This window comes from Bradyrhizobium sp. C-145 (assembly GCF_023375135.1).
Classification (GTDB): Bacteria; Pseudomonadota; Alphaproteobacteria; order Rhizobiales; family Xanthobacteraceae; genus Bradyrhizobium; species Bradyrhizobium zhanjiangense.
In genome coordinates this window covers 3,401,106-3,421,895 of the sequence record NZ_CP088150.1, presented here as the reverse complement: position 1 = coordinate 3,421,895, position 20,790 = coordinate 3,401,106, and the positions used below count along the sequence as shown (strand labels likewise).

General features: G+C 60.7%; 18 protein-coding genes and 1 pseudogene. 7 read left to right on the top strand and 12 right to left on the bottom strand.

Annotated elements, in window-relative coordinates; genetic code table 11:
* Nucleotides 1–41: 41 nt before the first annotated feature.
* From LRP30_RS15740 to LRP30_RS15720, 5 genes are all read right to left on the bottom strand, one after another.
* The gene (locus LRP30_RS15740) at nt 42–920 is read right to left on the bottom strand and encodes an ABC transporter permease (protein WP_249760939.1); all 879 of its coding nucleotides are present in this window, start codon (nt 918–920) and stop codon (nt 42–44) included.
* A gap of 38 nt (nt 921–958) precedes the next feature.
* A complete protein-coding gene (locus tag LRP30_RS15735) occupies nt 959–1,909 on the bottom strand; it encodes an ABC transporter permease (RefSeq protein WP_249760938.1) in 951 nt (316 codons plus the stop codon).
* A 55-nt stretch (nt 1,910–1,964) separates the two neighbouring features.
* Nucleotides 1,965–3,632, bottom strand: a complete 1,668-nt coding sequence (locus LRP30_RS15730; RefSeq protein ID WP_128945529.1) for a peptide ABC transporter substrate-binding protein — start codon at nt 3,630–3,632, stop codon at nt 1,965–1,967.
* On the bottom strand, nt 3,629–5,320 hold the full coding sequence (locus LRP30_RS15725) for an ABC transporter ATP-binding protein (RefSeq protein WP_249761766.1): 1,692 nt from the start codon (nt 5,318–5,320) through the stop codon (nt 3,629–3,631). The genes LRP30_RS15730 and LRP30_RS15725 overlap by 4 nt, the downstream gene beginning before the upstream one ends.
* A gap of 298 nt (nt 5,321–5,618) precedes the next feature.
* Entirely contained in the window at nt 5,619–5,897 is a 279-nt protein-coding gene (locus tag LRP30_RS15720; protein WP_249760937.1) for a hypothetical protein, read from the bottom strand.
* 69 nt (nt 5,898–5,966) lie between these two features.
* Here LRP30_RS15720 and LRP30_RS15715 point away from each other — a divergent pair, with 69 nt between their 5' ends.
* A complete protein-coding gene (locus LRP30_RS15715; protein ID WP_249760936.1) occupies nt 5,967–7,292 on the top strand; it encodes an FAD-binding oxidoreductase in 1,326 nt (441 codons plus the stop codon).
* A 114-nt stretch (nt 7,293–7,406) separates the two neighbouring features.
* Nucleotides 7,407–7,883, top strand: coding sequence for an Lrp/AsnC family transcriptional regulator (locus LRP30_RS15710; RefSeq protein ID WP_128934601.1), 477 nt, complete (start codon nt 7,407–7,409; stop codon nt 7,881–7,883).
* Nucleotides 7,884–7,899: 16 nt separating this feature from the next.
* Here the strand turns inward: LRP30_RS15710 and LRP30_RS15705 are convergent, their stop codons facing one another.
* Nucleotides 7,900–9,276, bottom strand: coding sequence for an aspartate aminotransferase family protein (locus LRP30_RS15705; RefSeq protein ID WP_249760935.1), 1,377 nt, complete (start codon nt 9,274–9,276; stop codon nt 7,900–7,902).
* 345 nt (nt 9,277–9,621) lie between these two features.
* Here LRP30_RS15705 and LRP30_RS15700 point away from each other — a divergent pair, with 345 nt between their 5' ends.
* Nucleotides 9,622–10,311, top strand: coding sequence for a haloacid dehalogenase type II (locus tag LRP30_RS15700; protein ID WP_249760934.1), 690 nt, complete (start codon nt 9,622–9,624; stop codon nt 10,309–10,311).
* 134 nt (nt 10,312–10,445) lie between these two features.
* Here LRP30_RS15700 and LRP30_RS15695 read toward each other — a convergent pair whose 3' ends face one another.
* The 4 genes from LRP30_RS15695 to LRP30_RS15680 all read right to left on the bottom strand — a co-directional run bounded on the left by LRP30_RS15695 (nt 10,446) and on the right by LRP30_RS15680 (nt 13,786).
* Complete coding sequence (locus tag LRP30_RS15695; protein WP_249760933.1) at nt 10,446–11,903, bottom strand: NAD-dependent succinate-semialdehyde dehydrogenase; 1,458 nt, start codon at nt 11,901–11,903, stop codon at nt 10,446–10,448.
* Between the two features lie 205 nt (nt 11,904–12,108).
* Nucleotides 12,109–12,465, bottom strand: a complete 357-nt coding sequence (locus LRP30_RS15690; RefSeq protein ID WP_249760932.1) for a cupin domain-containing protein — start codon at nt 12,463–12,465, stop codon at nt 12,109–12,111.
* A 13-nt stretch (nt 12,466–12,478) separates the two neighbouring features.
* Complete coding sequence (locus LRP30_RS15685) at nt 12,479–13,402, bottom strand: glyoxylate/hydroxypyruvate reductase A (protein WP_249760931.1); 924 nt, start codon at nt 13,400–13,402, stop codon at nt 12,479–12,481.
* A gap of 102 nt (nt 13,403–13,504) precedes the next feature.
* Nucleotides 13,505–13,786 (bottom strand): hypothetical protein, encoded by a 282-nt coding sequence (locus LRP30_RS15680; protein ID WP_249761999.1) that lies wholly within the window; start codon nt 13,784–13,786, stop codon nt 13,505–13,507.
* Between LRP30_RS15680 and LRP30_RS15675 the strand changes: the two genes are divergently transcribed.
* The gene (locus LRP30_RS15675) at nt 13,743–14,621 is read left to right on the top strand and encodes a GNAT family N-acetyltransferase (RefSeq protein WP_249760930.1); all 879 of its coding nucleotides are present in this window, start codon (nt 13,743–13,745) and stop codon (nt 14,619–14,621) included. The two genes, LRP30_RS15680 and LRP30_RS15675, sit on opposite strands and share 44 nt — an antisense overlap.
* Nucleotides 14,622–14,626: 5 nt before the next feature.
* Here the strand turns inward: LRP30_RS15675 and LRP30_RS15670 are convergent.
* Nucleotides 14,627–14,859, bottom strand: a pseudogene (locus LRP30_RS15670) (integrase); the annotation flags it as partial.
* 518 nt (nt 14,860–15,377) lie between these two features.
* Nucleotides 15,378–16,703 carry a glycosyltransferase family 4 protein gene (locus LRP30_RS15665; RefSeq protein ID WP_249760929.1) on the bottom strand — a complete coding sequence of 442 codons (1,326 nt, stop codon included), beginning with the start codon at nt 16,701–16,703 and terminating at the stop codon, nt 15,378–15,380.
* A 335-nt stretch (nt 16,704–17,038) separates the two neighbouring features.
* Here LRP30_RS15665 and LRP30_RS15660 point away from each other — a divergent pair, with 335 nt between their 5' ends.
* The 3 genes from LRP30_RS15660 (at nt 17,039) to LRP30_RS15650 (ending at nt 20,768) form a co-directional block, all read left to right on the top strand.
* Nucleotides 17,039–17,269: a hypothetical protein gene (locus tag LRP30_RS15660; RefSeq protein WP_249760928.1), complete on the top strand. Its 231-nt coding sequence runs from the start codon at nt 17,039–17,041 to the stop codon at nt 17,267–17,269.
* A gap of 114 nt (nt 17,270–17,383) precedes the next feature.
* On the top strand, nt 17,384–18,259 hold the full coding sequence (locus LRP30_RS15655; protein ID WP_249760927.1) for a hypothetical protein: 876 nt from the start codon (nt 17,384–17,386) through the stop codon (nt 18,257–18,259).
* A 28-nt stretch (nt 18,260–18,287) separates the two neighbouring features.
* Complete coding sequence (locus LRP30_RS15650) at nt 18,288–20,768, top strand: glycosyltransferase family 2 protein (RefSeq protein ID WP_249760926.1); 2,481 nt, start codon at nt 18,288–18,290, stop codon at nt 20,766–20,768.
* The last annotated feature ends 22 nt before the right edge of the window (nt 20,769–20,790 follow it).

The following is a 20,790-nucleotide window of genomic DNA, read 5'->3' as shown; positions in this document are numbered from 1 at the left end:
CGTATGGTTGCTGGGTTCAGCCGCGACTCGGTTGAAATCGTTCAGATGTGGTCGTTTCGAACGTCGAGGGCATCTCGCAGACCGTCACCGATGAAATTGAAGCTCGTTACCGCAATCGTAATCGCGGCACCGGGAATGATGGCGAGCCAGGGAGCGCTCGCCAGATATTGCTGGGCGCCATTGAGCATGTTGCCCCAGCTGGGCAGCGGCGGCTGGATGCCGTAGCCGAGAAAGCTGATATAGGCCTCCAGAAGGATCGCGCGCGCGACGGCCAGACTAGCGGCGACGATGATTGGCCCCATGGCATTTGGCAGGATCTCGCGGAACATGATGTGCGCCCTGCTAAGTCCGACCATGCGCGCAGCCTGGACGAACTCGCGCTCGCGCAGCGAACGGACCTCGGCCTCGACAATTCGCGCCGTCTCCATCCAGCTCGTGACGGCAATGATCACCGTGATCATCACCGGGCTCGGGCGCAGCGTTGCGGCGAGCGCCAGCACGAGGAAGATCGAGGGATAGGATAGGAAGCCATCCACCATCCGCATCAGTGCGGCCCCGACCCAGCCCCCGCGATAGCCGGCCGTCACGCCGACGAGCGTACCGATCAACGTCGACAGCAACATCGCGGAGAATCCCACCGCCAGCGAGACGCGCCCGGCCATCAACAGCCGCACCGCGAGGTCACGCCCCAAAGGATCCGTGCCGAAGTAATGGTGGCCTGTCAGGGGCGGAGCAAAGCGGGCGCGCAGATCGATATGGAGCGAGTCGTAGGGCAAGGCATAGGGACCGATGGCGCACGCCAGCACGAGCAGGCTGATCATCGCGATTCCCAGGAGTGCCAGATGGTGACGCATGAAGCGGTTAACAGCGCGGCTGTTCCACCAGCGGGTCGGAGCTGCGTGCGCGACGATGGCGGTCATATCTACTCGCTCCTCTTATCTGGCGTGGGTCCGCAGGCTCAGGCCAGGCGAATGCGCGGATCGACGGTTGCGATCACGATGTCTGCGATCAGATTGCCCAACACGACCAGGATGGCCGAGAAGATCAACAGCCCCATCACGACCGGATAGTCGCTGTAGCCAAGGCTGTCGAGAAACAGCCGCCCCATGCCCGGCCAGGTGAACACGGTCTCCGTGACCAGCGCGCCGGTGAGAATGCTGGGCAATTGCATCCCTGCCAGCGTGATCATCGGCAACAGCGCATTGCCGATGACATGTTTCAGCAAGATGCGGCGCTCGCTCACGCCCTTGGCCCGCGCCGTCTTGACGAAATCCTGACTCAACGCATCGAGCGTCGCCGTCCGCATGTAACGGCTCCAGATCGCGACATGAACGAGCGACAGCACCATGCTCGGCAAGATCAGGTGATGCAGATAGTCCAGGACGGAGCCGTCGCCGATCGTGTACATGTTGCCTGCGGGCAACCAACCCAGCTTCAGGGTGAAGATGTAGATGCCGATCAGGCCGAACCAGAACGTCGGAACGGACAGCGCCACCATGGCGCCGACAGTCGCGCAGTAGTCGAAGAGGGAATAGCGGTGGGTGGCACCGCGGATCCCGATCCACGTGCCGGCCGCGATCGCCAATGCGGTGGATGTGCCCATCAGCAGCAGCGTCGCCAGCAGATGGCGACCGATCACTGCAAGCACGGAAGAGCCGTCCCGGAAAGAGTGTCCCCAGTCGCCCTGCATCAGTCGCCAGGCCCAATCGAGATACTGAATCCACAGTGGGCGATTGAGGCCCAACTGTGCAGCGAGCCGCTCGACGTCCTTCTGGGTCATGCCGGGATCCAGCCCGAATTGGGCGAGGGGCCCGCCCGGCATGAGGTTGAGAACCGTGAAACCGATGATCGAGACGATCACCAGCAGCACGATGCTCTGGAAGAGACGATTCAGCAGGAAGGCGGACATTCGAGTCCTCCATTAGCGTGACAATGCCGTCCGCCGTGGTCCGTCCGGCAAGACATCAGCTCGCCCAATACCAGGCAAGCGCGTTCCAGGACTCGGTGCGGGTATTGCCATTCGGCACGAATCCGTTGATCCCCTTCTTGAGACCTTCGACCGAGTTGCTCTGATACAGCGGCAGGAAAGGCAGGTCGCGGCGCACGAGTTCCTGCACGCGAGAGTAGATCGCGCGACGCGCTTCGGGATCGAAGGTGCGTGCGCCTTTGTCAAGGAGTGCATCGACCTCCGGATTTGCATACTGCGCGTTGTTCGAGCCGCGGCCGCCCTTCGCTCCGATCGAGCGCGAGTGCAAGCGATTGGTGACATCCGGATCGGCGCCAATTAGATACGAGCTGCCGACGATCACGGAATCGAACTGCGATTGCATCCAGAACTCGCCCCACATCACGGCGGCCGGCAGGTTCGATATCTTCATCTCGACGCCGAGCTGCGCAAAGGTCTGCTGCAGGAACTGCTGCAGCTGCTCGCGAAGCGGATCGCCCGACGTGGTCGAATTGGAAAAGGACAGGCGAACGCCGTTCTTGGCACGAATGCCGTCCGCGCCCTTTGCCCAGCCGGCTTGATCGAGGATCTTGCCCGCGCGATTCAGGTCGAATTGGTGCAAGGGCAGGTTGGCGTTGAAGAAGAAGGACTGCCTCGGCATGAACGTCTCCGTCGGGGTCGGCACGCCGTAATAGAGCCCCTGAATGATCGCCTCCTTGTCGATCGCCGCGTAGAGCGCCTCGCGAACAGCAAGCTCCTTGAACTGCGGGCGCTCGAGGTTCAAGTAGAAGGATTCGAACGAGGTCCTCGGGAGGAGCGTCACAACCCGATTCGGCAGCGTCTTGGCTTCCACGTAATGATCGGGCGTGATGTAGGGCTGACCTACGAGATCAATGTCGCCGCTCTTGAACTGGGTGTAGAGGACCGTGAGATCGGGAATGTATTTGAAGACCAGCCTCTCGATGTGAGGGCCATCACCGAAGTATTCGGTGTTCGCAACGAGTTCGAGATGATCACCAGCAACCCTCTTGCCCCACTTGAAGGCGCCGGTGCCGACCGGGGCCTGGTTGAAGGCGGCGTTGTTCGGATTGGCCTCTTTCTCGAGGATGTGCTTGGGGACGATGAAGGTTTCGGTCAGGAACGACAGATAGGGCGCAAAGGCCTCCTCCATTCGCCACGAGATCTCCGTCGGCGAGAGCACCGTAATGTCGCGCACGAGAGCATGGCCAGCCGTGCGCCAACTCCGGAAGTTGGGACTCGTGATCAGTTCCAGTGTGAATTTGACGTCCTCGGCGCTGAAAGGCTTGCCGTCGTGCCACCGGACGTCATCACGCAAACGAATGCGCCATTTGAGACCGTCTTCCGAAATACCCCCGTTCTTTTGGTCCGGCACTTCCACGGCAAGATTGGGCTGAATGACGCCTTGAGGGTCGATGCGGAAGAGCGCGTCGAACACCGAGAAATGCACACCATCATCGACTTCAATGTGTGCCATCAGCGGATTGAAGACGGTCGGCTCTTGTCCAAGGCCGACGATCACGCGGCCAGTTGGCTTTGTCGGAGTGCGCGCGTGGGCCGGCTTGCCCAATAGATTGGGCGCGATCAGACCGGCAGCTCCGCCGATCGCCATCATGCGCAGAGCGTCACGCCGCGAGTAGCTCGATGTCGTCGCAGAACCCTTGGTCATAACGTCTCTCCTCCCTTGTGCTGTCCGCCGTAGTCTGCATGTTCGGGCATGGTCCGGGCTTGCTCGCCCGGGATCGCTGCCACCAGCTCTCGCGTGTAGGTGGATTTCGGATCGAGGAATATCTGGGACGGCGGTCCGCGTTCCACGATTTGCCCTCGATGCATGACGGCGATTTCATCGCAGATTTGGCTTGCGACGCGCAGATCATGCGTGATGAAGATCATCGAGACGCCGGTCTCCCGCTGGATCTGATCAAGCAGCTTCAAGATCTGGGCCTGGATCGATACGTCGAGCGCTGAGACCGCCTCGTCGGCAATCAGCAATTTTGGTTTGAACATCAGCGCTCGAGCGATGCCGACGCGCTGGCGCTGCCCGCCGGAGAACTCGTGCGGATAGCGCTCAAAGGCGCCTGCATCCAGGCCGACATGGGACAGGAGCTCCCGCGCGCGCCCGCAAGCTTCGTCATAAGGCATGCCATGCGCGACCGGGCCGACTGTGAGAATTTGCCCGACCGTCGATCGCGGATTGAGCGATGCGAAAGGATCCTGAAAGATCATCTGGATCTTCGGCCGTAGCGGCCGAAACTCGGCTTCGGAAAGCCCGGCGATGTCGCGGCCTTCGAACAGAATCGAGCCGCCGTCGCACTCCATGAGCTTGATCAGCAGCCGACCGAGCGACGACTTGCCCGAACCGCTTTCCCCGACGACGCCGAGCGTGCGACTCGACGTGAGGTCGAAGCTGACCCCATTGACCGCAGGCACGATGCGCTGCGTACGGAAAAGCGCGCTGCCGCTGCGATAAGTCTTTGCCAGGCATTCCACCTTCAGGATCGACGCTCGCTCCCCGGCTTCCGAGGGAACGCGGTCCTTGCCGGTCAGGTGGGGCACGGCTGCGATCAGACGGCGCGTATAGAGATGACCGGGCGACTTCAGCACCTGCGCGGCACTGCCCTGCTCCACGCAATGGCCCTTCTCCATCACCACAACGTGGTCGGCAATCTCCGCGACGACGCCGAAATCATGGGTGATGAACATGACGCTCATTCCCTTGCGGCGTTGAATGTCGCGGATCAATTGCAGGATCTGCGCCTGGGTCGTCACGTCGAGTGCGGTGGTCGGCTCGTCCGCGATCAGGATCGCAGGTTCGAGGGCCAGAGCCATGGCGATCATCACCCGCTGCCGCTGCCCGCCCGAAAGCCGGAAGGGATATTGGTGATACATGAGCTGCGGATCAGGCAGACCCACTTCAATCAACAAGTCTATGGCCCGGCTGCGACGGGAGGCCGGCATGCCAACGTCGTGCGAGGCCATCACCTCCTCGATCTGCGCGCCCACGGTCATCAGCGGATTGAGCGCTGAGAGAGGGTCTTGAAAGATCATCGAGACGACTCGGCCGCGCAGGCTGCGGAGCTTCTCAGGCGCGAGGCCTACGATGTTCGTCCCATTCAGGTGGATCGCCCCCGAGGTGACCCTGATCACCTTCGGCAGAAGCCCCATGATCGCATTGGCGGTGACCGACTTGCCCGATCCAGATTCCCCGATGATGCAGAGAATTTGTCCGCGCTTCAGATCAAAGGAGATGTTCTCGATGGCGTAGGCCCGCTCCATTCCTTGCGGCAGACTTACGCTCAGCTCCCGCACCGAGAGCGCGACATCGACGGGGGCTGCAGCCGGCTTGCCAGAGGCCATCGGAACACCCTCCCTTTTTAGCTTCGTTCGGCCATCCTGCTGCGGGCCGCGCCTTCGGTTCTTTGCCTTGCCACGCTTCTTCGACAGGTCGATGATTTGACGCTCGACGTGCCATTCCTCCATTGGAGGCTGCGACATGATTCAGGCCTCCCCGCGCAAGAGGCAAGAACTCTTCTTCGGAGCGCGGAGCCGACCGAACGGGTCAGTTCGATCGAAGCGAAGCATGGATGGCGCCGACGTCATAGCTTGATCGCTTCCGCCAAGATCTGCTCCTGGATAAGGCTCATGCGGGTTGCCTCTATGGACTTCGATCCGTTCCGCCGATCTTGATGATTTCAATCACCGCGGAGTCGCCGAAAGGCAGCATCCGGGCAGCACGAACTTCTGAAAACGAAGTCCGATTTGGCATTTCAATCTGCGCCGCCAGGCCTTCCGTGGCCCCTGCCAGGAAGGGCGCGCGACGGATCGCAGGAGCACGTGCATCAGTCTCGCCGCCTGCACGCTGCGACGCAAGCAAGGTATTTTCGCAATATTTGCCTGCGTCAAAGGCAGTAAACCGCAGGATATTCGGTCTCACGACGAAAGTCCGCGGGGGCTGCCGCAATTCCTCGGTTACGCTACGGCGACCATCGGAGATCCCTGTCGGATGAGCGCGCCGCTCCTGCATATCGAATCCAGTCCATCCCTTCCTCGTGAAGCGGACGTCGTCGTCATCGGCGGCGGCGTCGTAGGCGTGTTCACAAGCTACTATCTCGCGCGTCGCGGCCTCAAGGTTGCCTTGCTCGAGAAGGGCCGCGTCGCCGCCGAGCAGTCCAGCCGCAACTGGGGATGGTGCCGCCAACAGAACCGCGACGCACGCGAGCTGCCGCTTGCGACCAAGAGCCTCGATCTCTGGGAACGAGTTGCCCAGGAAACGGGTGAAGACACGGGCTTTCGTCGCTGCGGCCTATTGTATTTGTCGAACGACGAGAATGAGCTGGCAGGCTGGGCCAAGTGGCGCGACTTCGCCAGGACCGTTGGCGTCACGACGCATATGTTGAGCTCGGAAGAGGCGAGCGGTCGGGGCAAGGCGACGGGTCGCAAGTGGAAGGGCGGCGTCTTCTCGCCGACAGACGGGACGGCGGATACTTCAAAGGCCGTCCCCATCGCCGCGCGTGCGATCATTGCGGCGGGTGGCACGGTGCACCAGCTCTGCGCCGCGCGCGGCATCGAGCTCAGTGCCGGCCGGGTCAGCGGCGTGGTGACCGAGGCGGGCACGATCCGGACGAAGACGGTCGTCATGGCAGGAGGCGCGTGGGCATCTTCGTTCTGCAACCAGCTGGGAATTCGCTTCCCGCAGGCATCCGTGCGCTCTTCGATTCTCGCCCTGGCCCCGGGCGCGGCCGGCCTGCCTGATGCCCTTTACGCAGGGCTCGTGTCGGCCACGCGACGCGGCAATGGCGGATACGCGCTGGCCATCAGCGGGCGCGCGCGAGTCGATCCGACGCCGCAGCAGGTCAGGTTCGGCCGCGAATTCCTCCCCATGTTCGCCCGCCGCTGGCGAAGCCTCAGCCCCGGGGCCTTCGAGGGCATGCGGCAAGGCCACGAATCCCTGGCGAAATGGAGGCTCGACGAGGTGACGCCGATGGAGCTGAACCGAACGCTCAATCCCCGCCCCGACATGAGGCAGATTCGGCTGACGCATCGGCGAGCGTGCAAGCTGGTGCCCGAGCTGCGGCACCTCGCCATCTCAAACGTCTGGGCCGGCTACATCGACAGCACACCGGACGGCATTCCGGCAATCGGCGAAGTTGAATCCATTCCAGGCTTCATCCTTGCGGCGGGGTTCAGCGGCCACGGTTTTGGAATTGGCCCGGGCGCGGGGCATGTGATCGCCGACATCATCACGGGCAGTCCGCCGATTGTCGACCCGCGCCCTTACAGGCCGGAGCGGCTGAAAATGAGCGCCTGGGGCAAGGTCAGTGAGTTCTAAAGGCAGTTTCCACCGTCCGGTGGGAAAAGATGCTGGTTGATGTTATGACAATGTATATGACGCCGAAGTCTCAAATCCTTGACGCCGTTGTCGCCCCCATCTCATGGCATTGCTATGAAGCTTGATAAGATCGACATCAGGATTTTATGCGAACTGCAGAAGAACGGGCGGATCTCCAACGTCGAGCTCGCAGAGCTGATCAATCTTTCTCCGAGCCCATGCCTGATGCGCGTGAAGAGGCTCCAGACGGAAGGCTTCATCACCGGCTATTCCGCTCAGATTGACGTTTCCAAGCTCGGCCAAACTCTGACTGTCTTCGCCGAAATCACCCTCAAGAATCATCGTCAGATCGATTTCGCGCGCTTTCTCACGACGATCGAAAAGATCGATTCCGTGGTCGAGTGCCATCTCGTTTCGGGCGGGTACGACTATCTCGTCAAGTTCATCACGGCAGGGATCAGCGAATACCAGGCGATGATGGAGCGCCTGGTCGAGATGGATATCGGTATCGACAAATACTTCAGTTTCGTCGTGCTGAAGTCGCCGATCGTGAAATCTCATCTGCCTCTCGAAAGCATATTCAACGGCTAAAGGACAGGCTCGGTCCTTACCCTTTCATGGCCGCGCGGATGTCCTTGTCTTCAAGCGTCTGGTCGAGCGTCGTCCTGGTTCGCTCAATGATGCCGTCGATGTCCGCATCCCTGCAGCAGAGCGGCGGCGCATAGCCCAGCACGCCCTGGGCAAAGGCGCGGATGACGAGGCCGTTGTCCCATGCGCGGTCGAAAATACGACGCGCCGCGTCGGCTTCCGCCGGCAGCGGCGTCTTGCGCTCCTTGTCAGTCACGAGCTCGATCGCAGCCAGCATGCCGCGCCCCCTGATATCGCCGACCAGCGGATGATCGACAAGCGCGCGAAGCCCTTCCATCAGACGATGCCCGGCCTTCCGGCCGTTTTCCAGCAGGCCGCTTTCGTAAAGGTCCAGGCACGCGAGCCCGACGGCTGCACTGACAGGATGTGCGGAATAGGTGTAGCCGTGGCCGACGGCCGCCTTGCCGGCGCCGTCGGCAATGGTGTTGTAGACGCGGTCGGACATCAGAACGGCCCCCATAGGCACATAGCCCGAAGTCAGGCCTTTTGCCGTGGTCATAAGATCCGGCACGACGTCGTCCTCTTCACAGGCGAAGAGCGGACCGACACGGCCAAAGCCAGTGATGACCTCATCGGCAACGAACAAAACATCGTGCTCCCTGCAAACGGCATGCATCGCCTTCAGCCAAGACGGCGGCGGAACGAGGACACCTCCTGATCCCTGTATCGGCTCGACATAGAAGGCGGCGACGCGGTCGGCGCCGAGCTCGGCGATCTTGGCCCGCAGAGCGGCGACCGATGCCGCAATGATAGCCTGGGGATGCGAACCGACAGGATTGCGATAGGCGTAGTGCGATGGAATTTTGTGCTGCCAGTTGTAAGGCACTCCGAAGCCCGCGTGAAAGGCCGGCAGCGCGGTCAAGCCGGCCCCTGCCGTCGACGATCCATGGTAGCCGGATTCGACGGAAATGAACTGATCCTTCTGCGGCCTCCCCTCGGCATGATAATAGTACCGGATGAAGCGGATCGTGCTGTCGACGGCGTCGGAGCCGCCCAAGGTGAAATAGACATGGTTCAGATCGCCAGGCGCCAGTTCAGCCAGCCTTGCGGCCAACCGGATGGCCGGGTCGGAGCCCAACCCGAAATAACCCGTCGCATAAGGCAGTTCGCGCAGCTGCCTCAAAGCCGCATTGACGATGCTGTCCTGCCCGTAGCCCGCATTGACACACCACAGGCCGGCGAAGCCGTCCAGCAATTGACGGCCCGAGACATCGGTCAGCGTCGCGCCTTTTCCTGACTTCAGCACACGGACGCCCGTCGCCTCATGGCTGCGATAGGATGAGACCGGATGAATCAGATGCGCGCGATCGAGTTCAATCAGCGAGTTGCTCAACATGTCGTCCTCCAGATCGACCGCAATGCTTGTGCGGCACTCCCGATATCTTCGGAGCTCAACGTAAGACGCCCAGGACAGCAGTTGCTCCCGGGCTGGACATGGACGAAGGGCATTTTGACTATCATTGACGACCGGCGCCGCATCTTATGCGGGCATCGGGGTGCACAAGACATTGGCGCACAAGTCGGAGGCGCCTTTTCACACAACTCTCTGCCACGGCGCCGATCCGATACGACACATTCTGCTCTCGGTCGCCGCGACAGCGGTGCTTTATCCGGTCGCCTGCCCGCTATGATCCATATCGTACCGGAACGCGGTGCGTGAGGACCGAAAAAGGATCGAGCCATGGCAACGTTTAGACCCAAGTACATCACCTTCGACTGTTACGGCACGCTGACCAATTTCGACATGGCCGGCGCGGCAAGGAGAGTCTATGGCTCCGAACTCTCGTCGACGGCTATGGCAAAGCTGATCAAGGATTTTTCAGCCTACCGCCTGGACGAGGTTCTCGGCGCGTGGAAGCCGTACTTCGAGATCGTGCACAATGCGCTGGAGCGCGCATGCAAGCGCAACGGCATCGCGTTTCGACCGGAACATGCCCAGCGCATCAATGAGGAGATCCACACATGGGGTCCGCATCCGGACGTCCCGGCGGGTCTGGCCAAAGTTGCCAGGGAGATTCCGCTGGTCATCCTGTCGAACTCCATGAAGAATCTCATCATGTCGAATGTGGAGAAGCTCGGCGCTCCGTTCCACATGGTCATCACCGCGGAGGAGACCGGCGCTTACAAGCCGCATATGAAGGGCTTCGAGTATATGCTGGACAAGCTGGGCTGCGGCCCGGAGGACATCACCCACGTCTCCTCCTCCTTCCGCTACGACCTGATGACCGCCTACGACCTCGGCATCAAGAGCAAGGTCTGGGTCAACCGCGGTCACGAACCCGCCAACCCCTTCTATGAATACACCGAGGTCGCCGGCATCGACGGGCTTGCCGCGGCAGTCGGCCTGGAGCCCCTGCGCAAGAGCGCGTGAGCGTATTCTTTTCAGGTTCACTCGCGGCGTTTCAGCTCTTGGAGAGCTCCAATAGAAATCGGAGCACTGTGAAGGAAAAGGGGGCGGTTCGATCGCCCCCTTTTCTTGTTTCAGATATTGACCTGATGGGCCGCTCAATCCAGCCCGCCGATATGGAGCGCCTTGGTCTCGATATATTCTTCGATCCCGAGCTGGGATCCCTCGCGTCCGAGGCCCGACTGTTTGACACCGCCGAAAGGCGCCACCTCGGTCGAGATCAGGCCGGTGTTCAGGCCGACCATGCCGAATTCCAGCGCTTCGGCAACACGCCATGAACGCTTGAGGTTTTCCGTGTAGAAATAGGCGGCAAGGCCAAAGGGCGTGCCGTTGGCGATCGCAATCGCCTCGTCCTCGGTCTCGAACCGGAAAAGCGGTGCGACCGGCCCGAAGGTTTCTTCTGAAGCCAGGAGCATCTCGGTCGTCGCTCCGCCGAGCACGAGAGGGCGCGCATACTGCCGACCTTCCGGCACCGCCTCACTCTCCGAGATGATCTTTGCGCCCTTGTCCAGGGCATCCACGACGTGCCGCTTGATCTTCTCGATCGCCGCGCCGTTGATCATCGGACCGATTGCGACCCCCTCTTCCGTACCGGCACCGACCTTCATTTTCGAAACCCGGCTGGCTAGCTTCTGGGCGAAGGCGTCGTAGATGCCAGCTTGCACCAGGATGCGATTGCAGCAGACGCACGTTTGCCCGCCATTGCGGAATTTTGACGCAATCGCCCCCTCGACCGCTCGGTCGATATCGGCATCGTCAAAGACGATGAACGGCGCGTTGCCACCGAGCTCGAGGCTGAGCCTCTTGATGTTGTCGGAGGCGCCTTTCATCAGCAAGGCGCCGACGCGCGTCGATCCGGTGAACGAGATCTTGCGCACGGTTTCGTTGGCCATCAGCTCCGCGCCAATTTCCGCCGGCATGCCCGTCACGATGTTGATCACGCCCGCCGGGATTCCGGCCCGCTCAGCCAGAACAGCGATGGCGAGAGCTGAAAAAGGCGTAAACTCAGATGGCTTGATCACGACTGTGCAGCCCGCGGCAAGCGCTGGTGCCACCTTGCGCGTTATCATCGCGTTGGGGAAATTCCAGGGCGTGATGATCCCGCAGACGCCGACTGGTTCTTTCAGCACCAGAATGCGGCGATCGACGGTAGGTGCCGGGATTGTCGATCCGTTGATGCGGCGGGCCTCTTCGGCAAACCATTTGACGAAGGATGCCCCATAACGGATCTCACCGAGCGATTCAGCAAGCGGCTTGCCCTGTTCCAGCGTCAGCAGAAGGGCCAAATCCTGCTCATGGCGTCGCATGAGCTCATGCCAACGCTCCAGCAGCGCAGCACGCTCTGCATGAGCCTTGGTCTTCCAATGCTTGAACGCAGCCGCCGCTGCGTCGATTGCTGCCCTGGTCTCGTCTCGGCCCATATCGGGGATGGTGCCAAGCACTTTCTGGCTGGCAGGATCGATGACATCGACCCTGGCTTTCGTGCTCGCATCCCGCCAGGTGCCGCCGATCAGCGCTTGCTGGCGAAACAGATCGTTGTCCTTCAATGCAATCATGAGTTTGCTCCTTGGCTTCGGGCCCGGCCGCACCACCACTGCCTGATTTGCGAGTGGCGAGACGAAGCCGTCTCATGCGAGCAGTACAGGACCGCACGCCGCATTTTTCGTTGAGAATGAAGTGTCTCGCCGCCTTGAATCTGGATAGGCGCGGCTCCCGAGGTCGAATATTCTGAGGGCTGCTAGTGCTGCCCTCAGCATCGTCTCAGTCGTAATGACAGACGTAGATCTTTCTCACGGTTTCGATCGTCCGCCAGACCCCGACGAAGCCGGGTTTCATCACAAAGCTGTCGCCGGCGCGGTACCTTCTGGCCTCGCCACCCTTTTCCTCGATTTCGATGAGGCCCGAGAGAATGTGGCAGAACTCGAAGGTGGTGCCCTTGATGGAATGGGTCTCGCCCGGCGTTGCTTCCCAGACGCCGGTCAGCACCTTCTCGCCTTTCGAGGCGTCCTGGGCCCAGGTCTTGAACGATGGATTGCCGGAGATGAGCCGTTCCGAAGCAGGCAAGGCGTTCTTCGGCGCGAAGTCCGGATTGGTGTCGATGGTGACCAGAAGTGACATGGCGCTTTTCCTGTTAGTAGCCGAGCGTTCGATCGACAAGGCCGATCGGATTTCGTCCAGCGCGGTGCCGCCGGATGTTCTCTATGACGGATTGTGCTGCCGTATGCGGTTGCGTCACGGACGCGATATGCGGCGTGATGATCATCTTCGGATGGCACCAAAGTGGATGGTTTTCCGGCAGCGGCTCGGGATCGGTGACGTCAAGCATGGCGGCTGCCAGGTGCCCGCTATCCAGCGCCTCGATGAGCGCGCCCTGGTCAAGCTGCGGGCCGCGGCCGACATGCAGCAGCCTCGCTCCGACTGGCAAAAGCGAGAAAAGTCTTGCGTTCAGGATGCCGCTTGTTTGCTCCGTCAGGGGGAGAAGACAGACGAGGATATCCGTTCCTCGCAGGAAGTCGCCAAGCTGGTCGTCGCCATGAAAGCAGGCGACTCCCTCGACCGTTTTCTTCGTGCGGCTCCAGGCGGCAAGCGGAAATCGAAACGGCGTCAGGCGATCGATCGCAGCTTGCGCCAGGATCCCAAGCCCGAGGAAGCCCACGCGCCGATCGGTCGACTGTACACTTGCATGGGCTTGCCATAGGCCCCTTCCCTGTTGCTCCCGATAGGCCAGCATCTCCCGATGGAGCGTCAGAACGCCGAGCACGACATATTCCTGCATCATGCGTATGATGCCGTCTTCAACCATGCGCACGAGTTTCACGCGGTTCGGCATGGTCTCAGGCTTGAATTGATCGACCCCCGCACCGATGGAAAAGAGCATTTCTAGATTTCGAAACCGCGCGACATCATTGGGTACGTTCCAGGTCAGCAGGTAGCGCACCTTTTCCGGTTCGACGCATTCACCGGAATGATAGAATTCCAGATCAGGGAGCTCGCGCGCCAAGGCCTGCCGGAAAATGGCCCCGCGAGCGGCATCGGAATTGAAAAGAAACGCCATCGACGGGGGTCCTCTCAGGTCCTCGCCTGGGACGCCGGGCATTGAGACCGGCTTGGCCGGCCACTGAGGTCTGGAAGGGCGGCGAGCCCTCCCGCGAAGCCTTCAATATTCATTGGGGCTCACCCTGCCTGCTGTTGCCGGATATCGATAGGCGGCAACCAGGAGCTTTCCCTGCTGAATCGAGTTGCGCTTGCGGCGGAACATTCCGAATACCGCCTGCCAAACAGGCGAAACCTGCTGGCCTTCCGCGTTATGCTGCTGCAAAACAGGCTTGTGCGGCGCGAAGCAGAAGGCCGGCGAGGCCCCAAGTTTGGGTGCCGCAAAGGAACGGATGAGCTGAATGGGACGAACGGTACGCGTGAAGTCCTTTGAACTGGTGGCCAAGGACATCAACGACGTTGACGTGAAGCTGCTCCACGCGCTTTCGATCGGTGTCGGCTGGCCGCACCGCCCCAAGGATTGGGATTTCCTGCGCCGCGCCGGCCACGGCATCGTTGCCGTGGATGGCATAGGGCGCGTCTTCGGCAGCGCGATGTGGTTCCCTTATGGCAACGAATTCGCGACGATTGGCCTGGTGATCACATCGCCCCGAACCCAGGCACAAGGTACAGGCCGCTGGCTCATGGAGCAGGTCTTCGAGCGGTGTGGCGATCGGAATTTGGCCCTCAACTCAACCCATGCCGCCTATCATCTGTATCTGTCGCTGGGGTTCACGAAGGAAGCCACGGTGTATCTGTGGCAAGGAGAGGCCGTCTCACCCCCTCCGCCGGTGCCGGCTCTGGCCGGTGAATTGAGCTCGCTGTCCACTGCGAACATCGGAGAGATCACGGCACTGGATGAACGCGCCTTCGGAGCTAACCGGCAGAAGCTGCTCGCATTGCTTTCTGAAGGTGCCTCAATCTCCGTCTTGCGCCGCGGCGGAGAGGCCGTCGGTTTTTCCATGAAGCGAGAATTCGGGCGCGGTCATGTGATCGGCCCGATCGTGGCCAGCAATGATTGGGACGCGGTCCATCTCACGGCTGTACATCTCAAAGACCTCGCGGGGCAATTCGTCCGCGTCGATACGCGGGAGCAGACGGGTCTGTTTGCGGACTTCCTTCAGCAGAGCCGCCTCGGGGTGAACGACACCGTCTCGACCATGTCCAAAGGAAAGCGATTTCTGAACCGGAAGGAAAACGAGCCGTGGGTCTACGGATTGGCCGGTCACGCCCTGAGCTGAAGCGCCGTCCATTTCAACTCGATCAACTCGCTGCGGCGGCAGCCGGTCAGCGCAAGCTGGCGAACGATGTCCACAATCGTGGTGTACTTCTCCTGCTTGGCAGCCTCGCGGAGCATCCGACCCAGTATTCGGTACTCCGCCTCCGATAGCCGACGCTTTCGCACCTGGTCCCTTGGCTTGCGGAGGCCATGGGCGGGGTTGCTTTCGACAGTGCGGCTTCGACCGCATAGGTCAGGATCCGGCAGGCGATATCCCCTGCCCTCTGTAATGCCGGTCGCTCCAAGCAGGAGGCTACCCCAGTCCCTGCTTGCGTTGGCTCTGATGAGATTTTTCTTGATTTCCCGGTGCACACGTCGTGCACACGACGCCTCTTAACTCATTGAGAAACTTGAACTCTCGCTCCAGTCCATCATGGGCTAACTTGAGCAAAACAGAGGCAACATGAGCAACCTTCAAGAAGCGAGCGATAAAGTATACAGACTGGATAACTCGCCATAGGTTCAAGTCGAGAGTGCGTTGCCTCATTTCGTCGTACATGTCGGAGCTGCGATACGCTCTTCAACGTCCAGCTCGGCGAGAACTGCCAGTATGGGCAGAATTCTCGCGGAGATTGCGCGATCGCCCTTGTGAGGTGACGTGACAGGCAACCAGATCCTCGCCCCTCCGCCGCCTTTTCGAGCGATGGCTCACGTTCGCCAAGCGCGTCCTGATCTGCAACTTGACAACGGATTAAGAACGACATCGCAGGCGACTGCATCACAGTTGGCGACCTGCCGGCATGTTGCGCGACGCGCGCTTGGCGCTCTTGGTCCGCCACTCAGAAACCGGACGCGCTGGCCAGAATACGCGCGGTGATGATGCGGCCTTTCCCCTCAGATCTATAAGGCGGCGCATTCGGGGCACGCAGACCTGCTCCGCGTCATAATGATCGACAACATAGCGGCGGGCGCTTTCGCGGACCACGGAAAATTTTGCCGGCCGCTCGAGCACTTCGACGACCCGCCCGGCAAGCTCGTCAACTGCGAAGAATGGGACCAGCAGGCCATTTTCGCCCGAATTGATGACTTCGCGCACCGGCGCCGTGTCAGAACCGATGACGATGCAGCCAGTGCTCATCGCCTCCAGCATCGACCAAGACAGCACGAAGGGGTATGTAAAATAGACGTGCGCCGATGATACCTGAAGGGCTGCAATGAAGGTCTGGTACGAGACTCCTCCCATGAAATGAACACGCGACAGGTCCAGGCGATCGCGCATCTCGTCAAGGAAGATCGACTTCCAGGTTGTGCCCGCCGGGGGCGGAAGTCCGTAGGATACGCCATCCCTGCCGATGATGACGATCTGTGCATTCGGCCGCCGTCTCAAGATCTCAGGCAGCGCACGCATGAAGATATGGTAGCCCCTAAGCGGCTCGAGATTGCGCGCGACAAACGTCACGACCTCGTCGGACGGTCGGACGTGCTGTCCATTCGGCAGCAGCAGAAGCGCCTGCGGATTCGGCCGCATGCGCGCCGTGTCGACGCCCTCGTGAATTACGTCGATCTTGCCCTGGTAATGTGCGGGAAACGTCGATTGCTGCCACTTCGTTGGCGAAATGCCCATTTCGCAATCCTCAAGCGCGAGCAGGGTCGTCGCATTCTTCAACTGGAGCCCGATGTGACCATCGAGCCCAGGCATTGGAAATTCCGGATCAAATCCGATGTCACGCCCCTCGGCCCCGTAAAAAAATTCACAATAGATGAGCAAACGTGCCTCGGGAAACATCGTACGTAATGGCAGCGTCTCGCCCCACCCGGGATGGGCGAGAATCAGATCCGGCTTGAACCCAGACGTCGCTAGACTCGAAAGACTGTACAGCACCTGTTCGGCACGCCGGCACTCGACATCGAAGCGTCGTGCAAACGGATGCGTTCCTGAAACGTCAGCGTCAGGAAGCGCGTATTTGATCAATCGTACGGACGGCATCGATCTTGCAGTCGATGCACCGACGGCTACGACCTCGAAGCCAGGCTCCTTGGCCAAGGCAGCCGCAATGTTGCGATACTGTGCCGGGAAATTGTTGTGAACGATTAGGATCTTCATCGACGCCGCTCTCGGCCCAGTCCCTTGTGGCATGCAATCAATCGGGAACGAGTGCAAGCCTAGGAGATATCTATAGCAAGAGTTGGCGACAGCGAAGCACGCAGATTCCAACAGGTAATTGAGTTTAAACTTTATCTGTTCTCGTCTTGCTCGCTCCATGAGCAAAGGCGCCATCTGATTGAACAGACTCAAACTCGAAGCTTTCGATGCGCCTGACATTTTCCTGCCCCAAATTAGCGCGATTAAGTTCAAACGTATGCCACTTTGGGTTTTGTTCTCGCCACGCGAGTTTTTGATGATTGCTTCAACCTTAGAGACCAAAATCCGAGCGCGCGGTGAGCGATCCGATGACGATTAAGCAACCCCCTTTCGACCCTGAGTTGTGCAACTGGCATCCTGACTTGATCGGCGTCGATGATATCGCGGACATCATCGCGCTGCTGAGAGACGAGAATGAAAGGCTTCGTCAGATTGCGGAGCTGCTCAGCGCAGAAACCGAATACATGCGCCGATCTCTATTGCCGCCGGATTGGCGTCCCGCCGTTCGCTTGAGAAGCGTTCCCTAGGGCGTCTTGTTCGCGGACCGGTTCGTCGTCCCGACGCTCCGAATCTCAGGGGATCACGCAAAATCGTCGAGCGAGAAGAAGCAATCTTTGATTCATCGAATCTGATTGGGGGCAATGATGGATGATGTTGAGCAGCAGAAGGTCGTAAGTCTAGATCGGGGACTCTTCCTCGTGAGCTACAAGAGTGCGGACGATCTCGCTTCGCCGCCGCACGTGACGGTTGTACCGACGCAGGGACATGAAGGGCGCATGGAGCTCATCATGCATCCCGACGCAACCGAGCCGACACTTTGGGAGCCGAATTCGGGTCTGATGGTCCGGGTCAACACCCCCGGCACGTTGCAGATTCAGGTTCAGCCGATGCGACCCGGCGGATCGCGCGCGGCCATGGTTCGTATCGAACCGATTCAGTCCGGCCGAGCGCCGCTCGGCGCGCAAAATGAGAGCCTGGCCATGCACGCAAATGTTGCAATGGACGGTCTCAAGATCCTCGGCCACGTCGCAGGTCGCGGCGATGTTGTCGTCGCGTCTAATGCTTGGATTGCAGGTCCAGCGGCCCCATCGCGCATCGAAGGAATTGCCCTTGAATGGCCGGAGAAGCCGGCGGGTCTCGATATTCGCTATGCGGTCCAATTCCCCATTAGCCAGGCGGGGAGCGGCAAAATGGTGTCGCTCGGGACCTATGCCGGCACGCGTGGACGTGCCTTGCCGATTACAGGCGTCGTGCTGGAAATCAGTGGCGCCGGGGGATTCGAGTTCGTGGCGGAAGCGACGTTCTTGAACGCGCCGACCTTGCGCGCCGTCGGCAAACGCGTCGTTCTGTCGGGGCCGACTAGCCGCGAGCCTCTGGTTGGCATTCGCATCGGCGTCAACCAGTTAGCAGCCTCGGACAATGTTGTCGTTCCCGCAAAACCGTCACGAAAACCGGTCGGCTCCAGCCGGGTCCGCGTCTTCCGCAGCCGGGCGCGCCAAGAGAGCTCCATCGGCTAGGGGCAATCCGAAAATGGAGCCGCGTAGCGTGGGTGAGCGATCGGCTGGGTCGGACCACCATCGCAAGATTCCCGATGTTTCCTTCCTTATCGGGCCTCACGCGCATATCGCGCTCGAACGCCTCGCAGCCGAGGCGTTGACCACGCAGGAGTTCGCGACGGCGCTCAAATACGCCGATCGACGCATTCGAGTTTCGCCTCCACCAGCAGCGCACTGCTTCGTTCTCCGCGCCGAAGCCGCTTGGAGGCTTGGACTTAACGAAGCTGCGCTGTCCGATCTTGCACGGGCGCTTCTTGTCGATCCTTACGATGTCGGCGCCAACCGCCGAATGCTGGCGTGGGCTGTCGACGAACGACGACTGGCCGCAGCCGCTCAACTAATACGCCGCGAAGGCAATCCGGCCATCCTTCGAGCCGCCATCGCGGAGCTGCGGCGTGCCGGGGGCCGCCATTGGGCGGCCTGCTCTGTGTTCGACAATCACGTGACGGGCTGGGTCGCCTGGACCAATGCCCTTTCCGTCGAAATTAGCCTTGCAACCGAAGACGGCACGCTGACGAGCATTCTCGAACCCAATCCGTTTCACCCCCTGGCGAGCGCAGATGTGCAGGCAACAACCTTCTTGGTTCGGCGGCCACCGTCCACTACAGCTCAAATCGTGACGCTGAGATGCGGCGAAGACGTCGTCCAGGTTCGACGCGTGGCGCCCAACCTCACCTCGACGATGAACCTCCGAGCCGCTCGCGATTCTTCCATCAGAATCGGACCGGACGTCGACCTGCCGACCGTTATTGTCCCCGTCTATGGGGATGCGCGGGCAACGATCGAATGCTTCGAGAGCCTCGACAAGGCAAGGCGGCCACGAGGGACTGGTAAGGACGCCTTTCAGGTTCTCGCCATCGACGATGCCAGTCCGGAAGTGGAGCTGCGGCCCCATCTGAGCGAGCTTGCGGCGGCAGGCAAGATTCGTCTCCTCGTAAACCCGGTCAATCTCGGCTTTGTCGGCGCGATCAATCGGGGGCTGAACGAGATCCAGAAGGGCGACGTAGTACTGCTCAACTCCGACACGCTCGTCCCGCCCGGCTTCGTCGATCGGTTAGCCAACGTGGCATATTCGGCGTCAAACATCGGAACCGTCACACCACTTTCCAACAACGGCGACATCTTTTCCTTTCCAACGCCGAACGACGTTAATCCGATGCCGCGCTATGACGAGATTGTCGCAATCGATCGCGCCGCCAGCGCAGCTAATGCGGGGAAAGCGATCGATGTCGCAAGCGGCATCGGATTCTGCCTCTATGTTACACGCGCCTGCCTCGACAGTGTGGGCAAGCTCTCGGACAATTTCGATCGCGGTTATCTCGAAGACATCGATCTCTGCCTCCGCGCGCGGACCAACGGCTTCCGGAATGTTTGCGCGCCGTCGATCTATGTCGGACATCACGGCTCGAAATCTTTTCAAGAGGAGAAGCGCGGTCTCGTACTTCGCAATCTTAACTTTTTGGACCAGCGATTCCCGGACTACCGGGAGGAATGCCGCGCCTTTGAAATCGCCGATCCTTTACGGCCGGCGCGCGCTGCGCTCGAGCGTGCGCTGCCATGGCCCGCTGAGCCATCGGTACTAGTTCTCGCGGGAGCGCGGACCTGCCCTGCCGTGACCGACGCGCGGATACGCCATCTGCGCCTGCATGGCGAGCGCACGGTCCTGCTCTCGCGGGACGACAACGTGCTTCACCTCCGAGCTGCCGACGGAGGTTTGCCGCAGACCACGCGTTTGAGGCTCGACACAGAGGCAAATCTCGCCAGCGCTGGCGACATCCTGAGGCGACTATCCCCAACGCGTGTCGAGATCCTTGAGCCAAACCCGCCGCCGCGGCTCATCGAGCTGATCCAGTGCCTCGATGTTCCGATCGATCGCTGGCTGATATCGGAGAGCATTGGCGAGATTGCTTCCCTGCCCTCCGGCACAACTCCACTTTTCGTGCCCAGCAAAATGGCAGAAGCCTATGCACAAAGCAGGTGGCCCGATCGCAAGATCGTGCTGCATGACTGGCCCACATGTTTCGTGACACTGCCGCCAATCTCCGCCAATGACAAATCCCTTGTAATCGTTCCCTCGACGCCAACGCTCGCATCCCTGCGCATGATAAAAACATTGGCCGATCGTCTGTTGCGGCGCGAACCATCGCTACAGATCGTCGTCGCCGGGGCGACCTGCGGCGATGATCGCCTGATGTCACGGCCCAATATCTTCGTCACGGGCGCGATTGCCGCAGACGAACTTGGCGATGTCCTGAGACCGCATAATCCGGGCTGGATCCTCACCGATTTTGAGCAGCCCGTCTTCGGCCATCCTCTCGTCGAGACCGCCAGACAGGCGACAAGGCCAGTCGCCTACCGCGACTGGTCCGGCGGCGCGCTGAAGCCCCGCAAAGGCGACCTTGCCATTTCTGCCATTGTGAACGCGGCAGCGCTTGCCGATCTCGTGGTCGACTGGGTCACGCGGTCCTGAGTATGTCGCGTCTCTCTCGCCA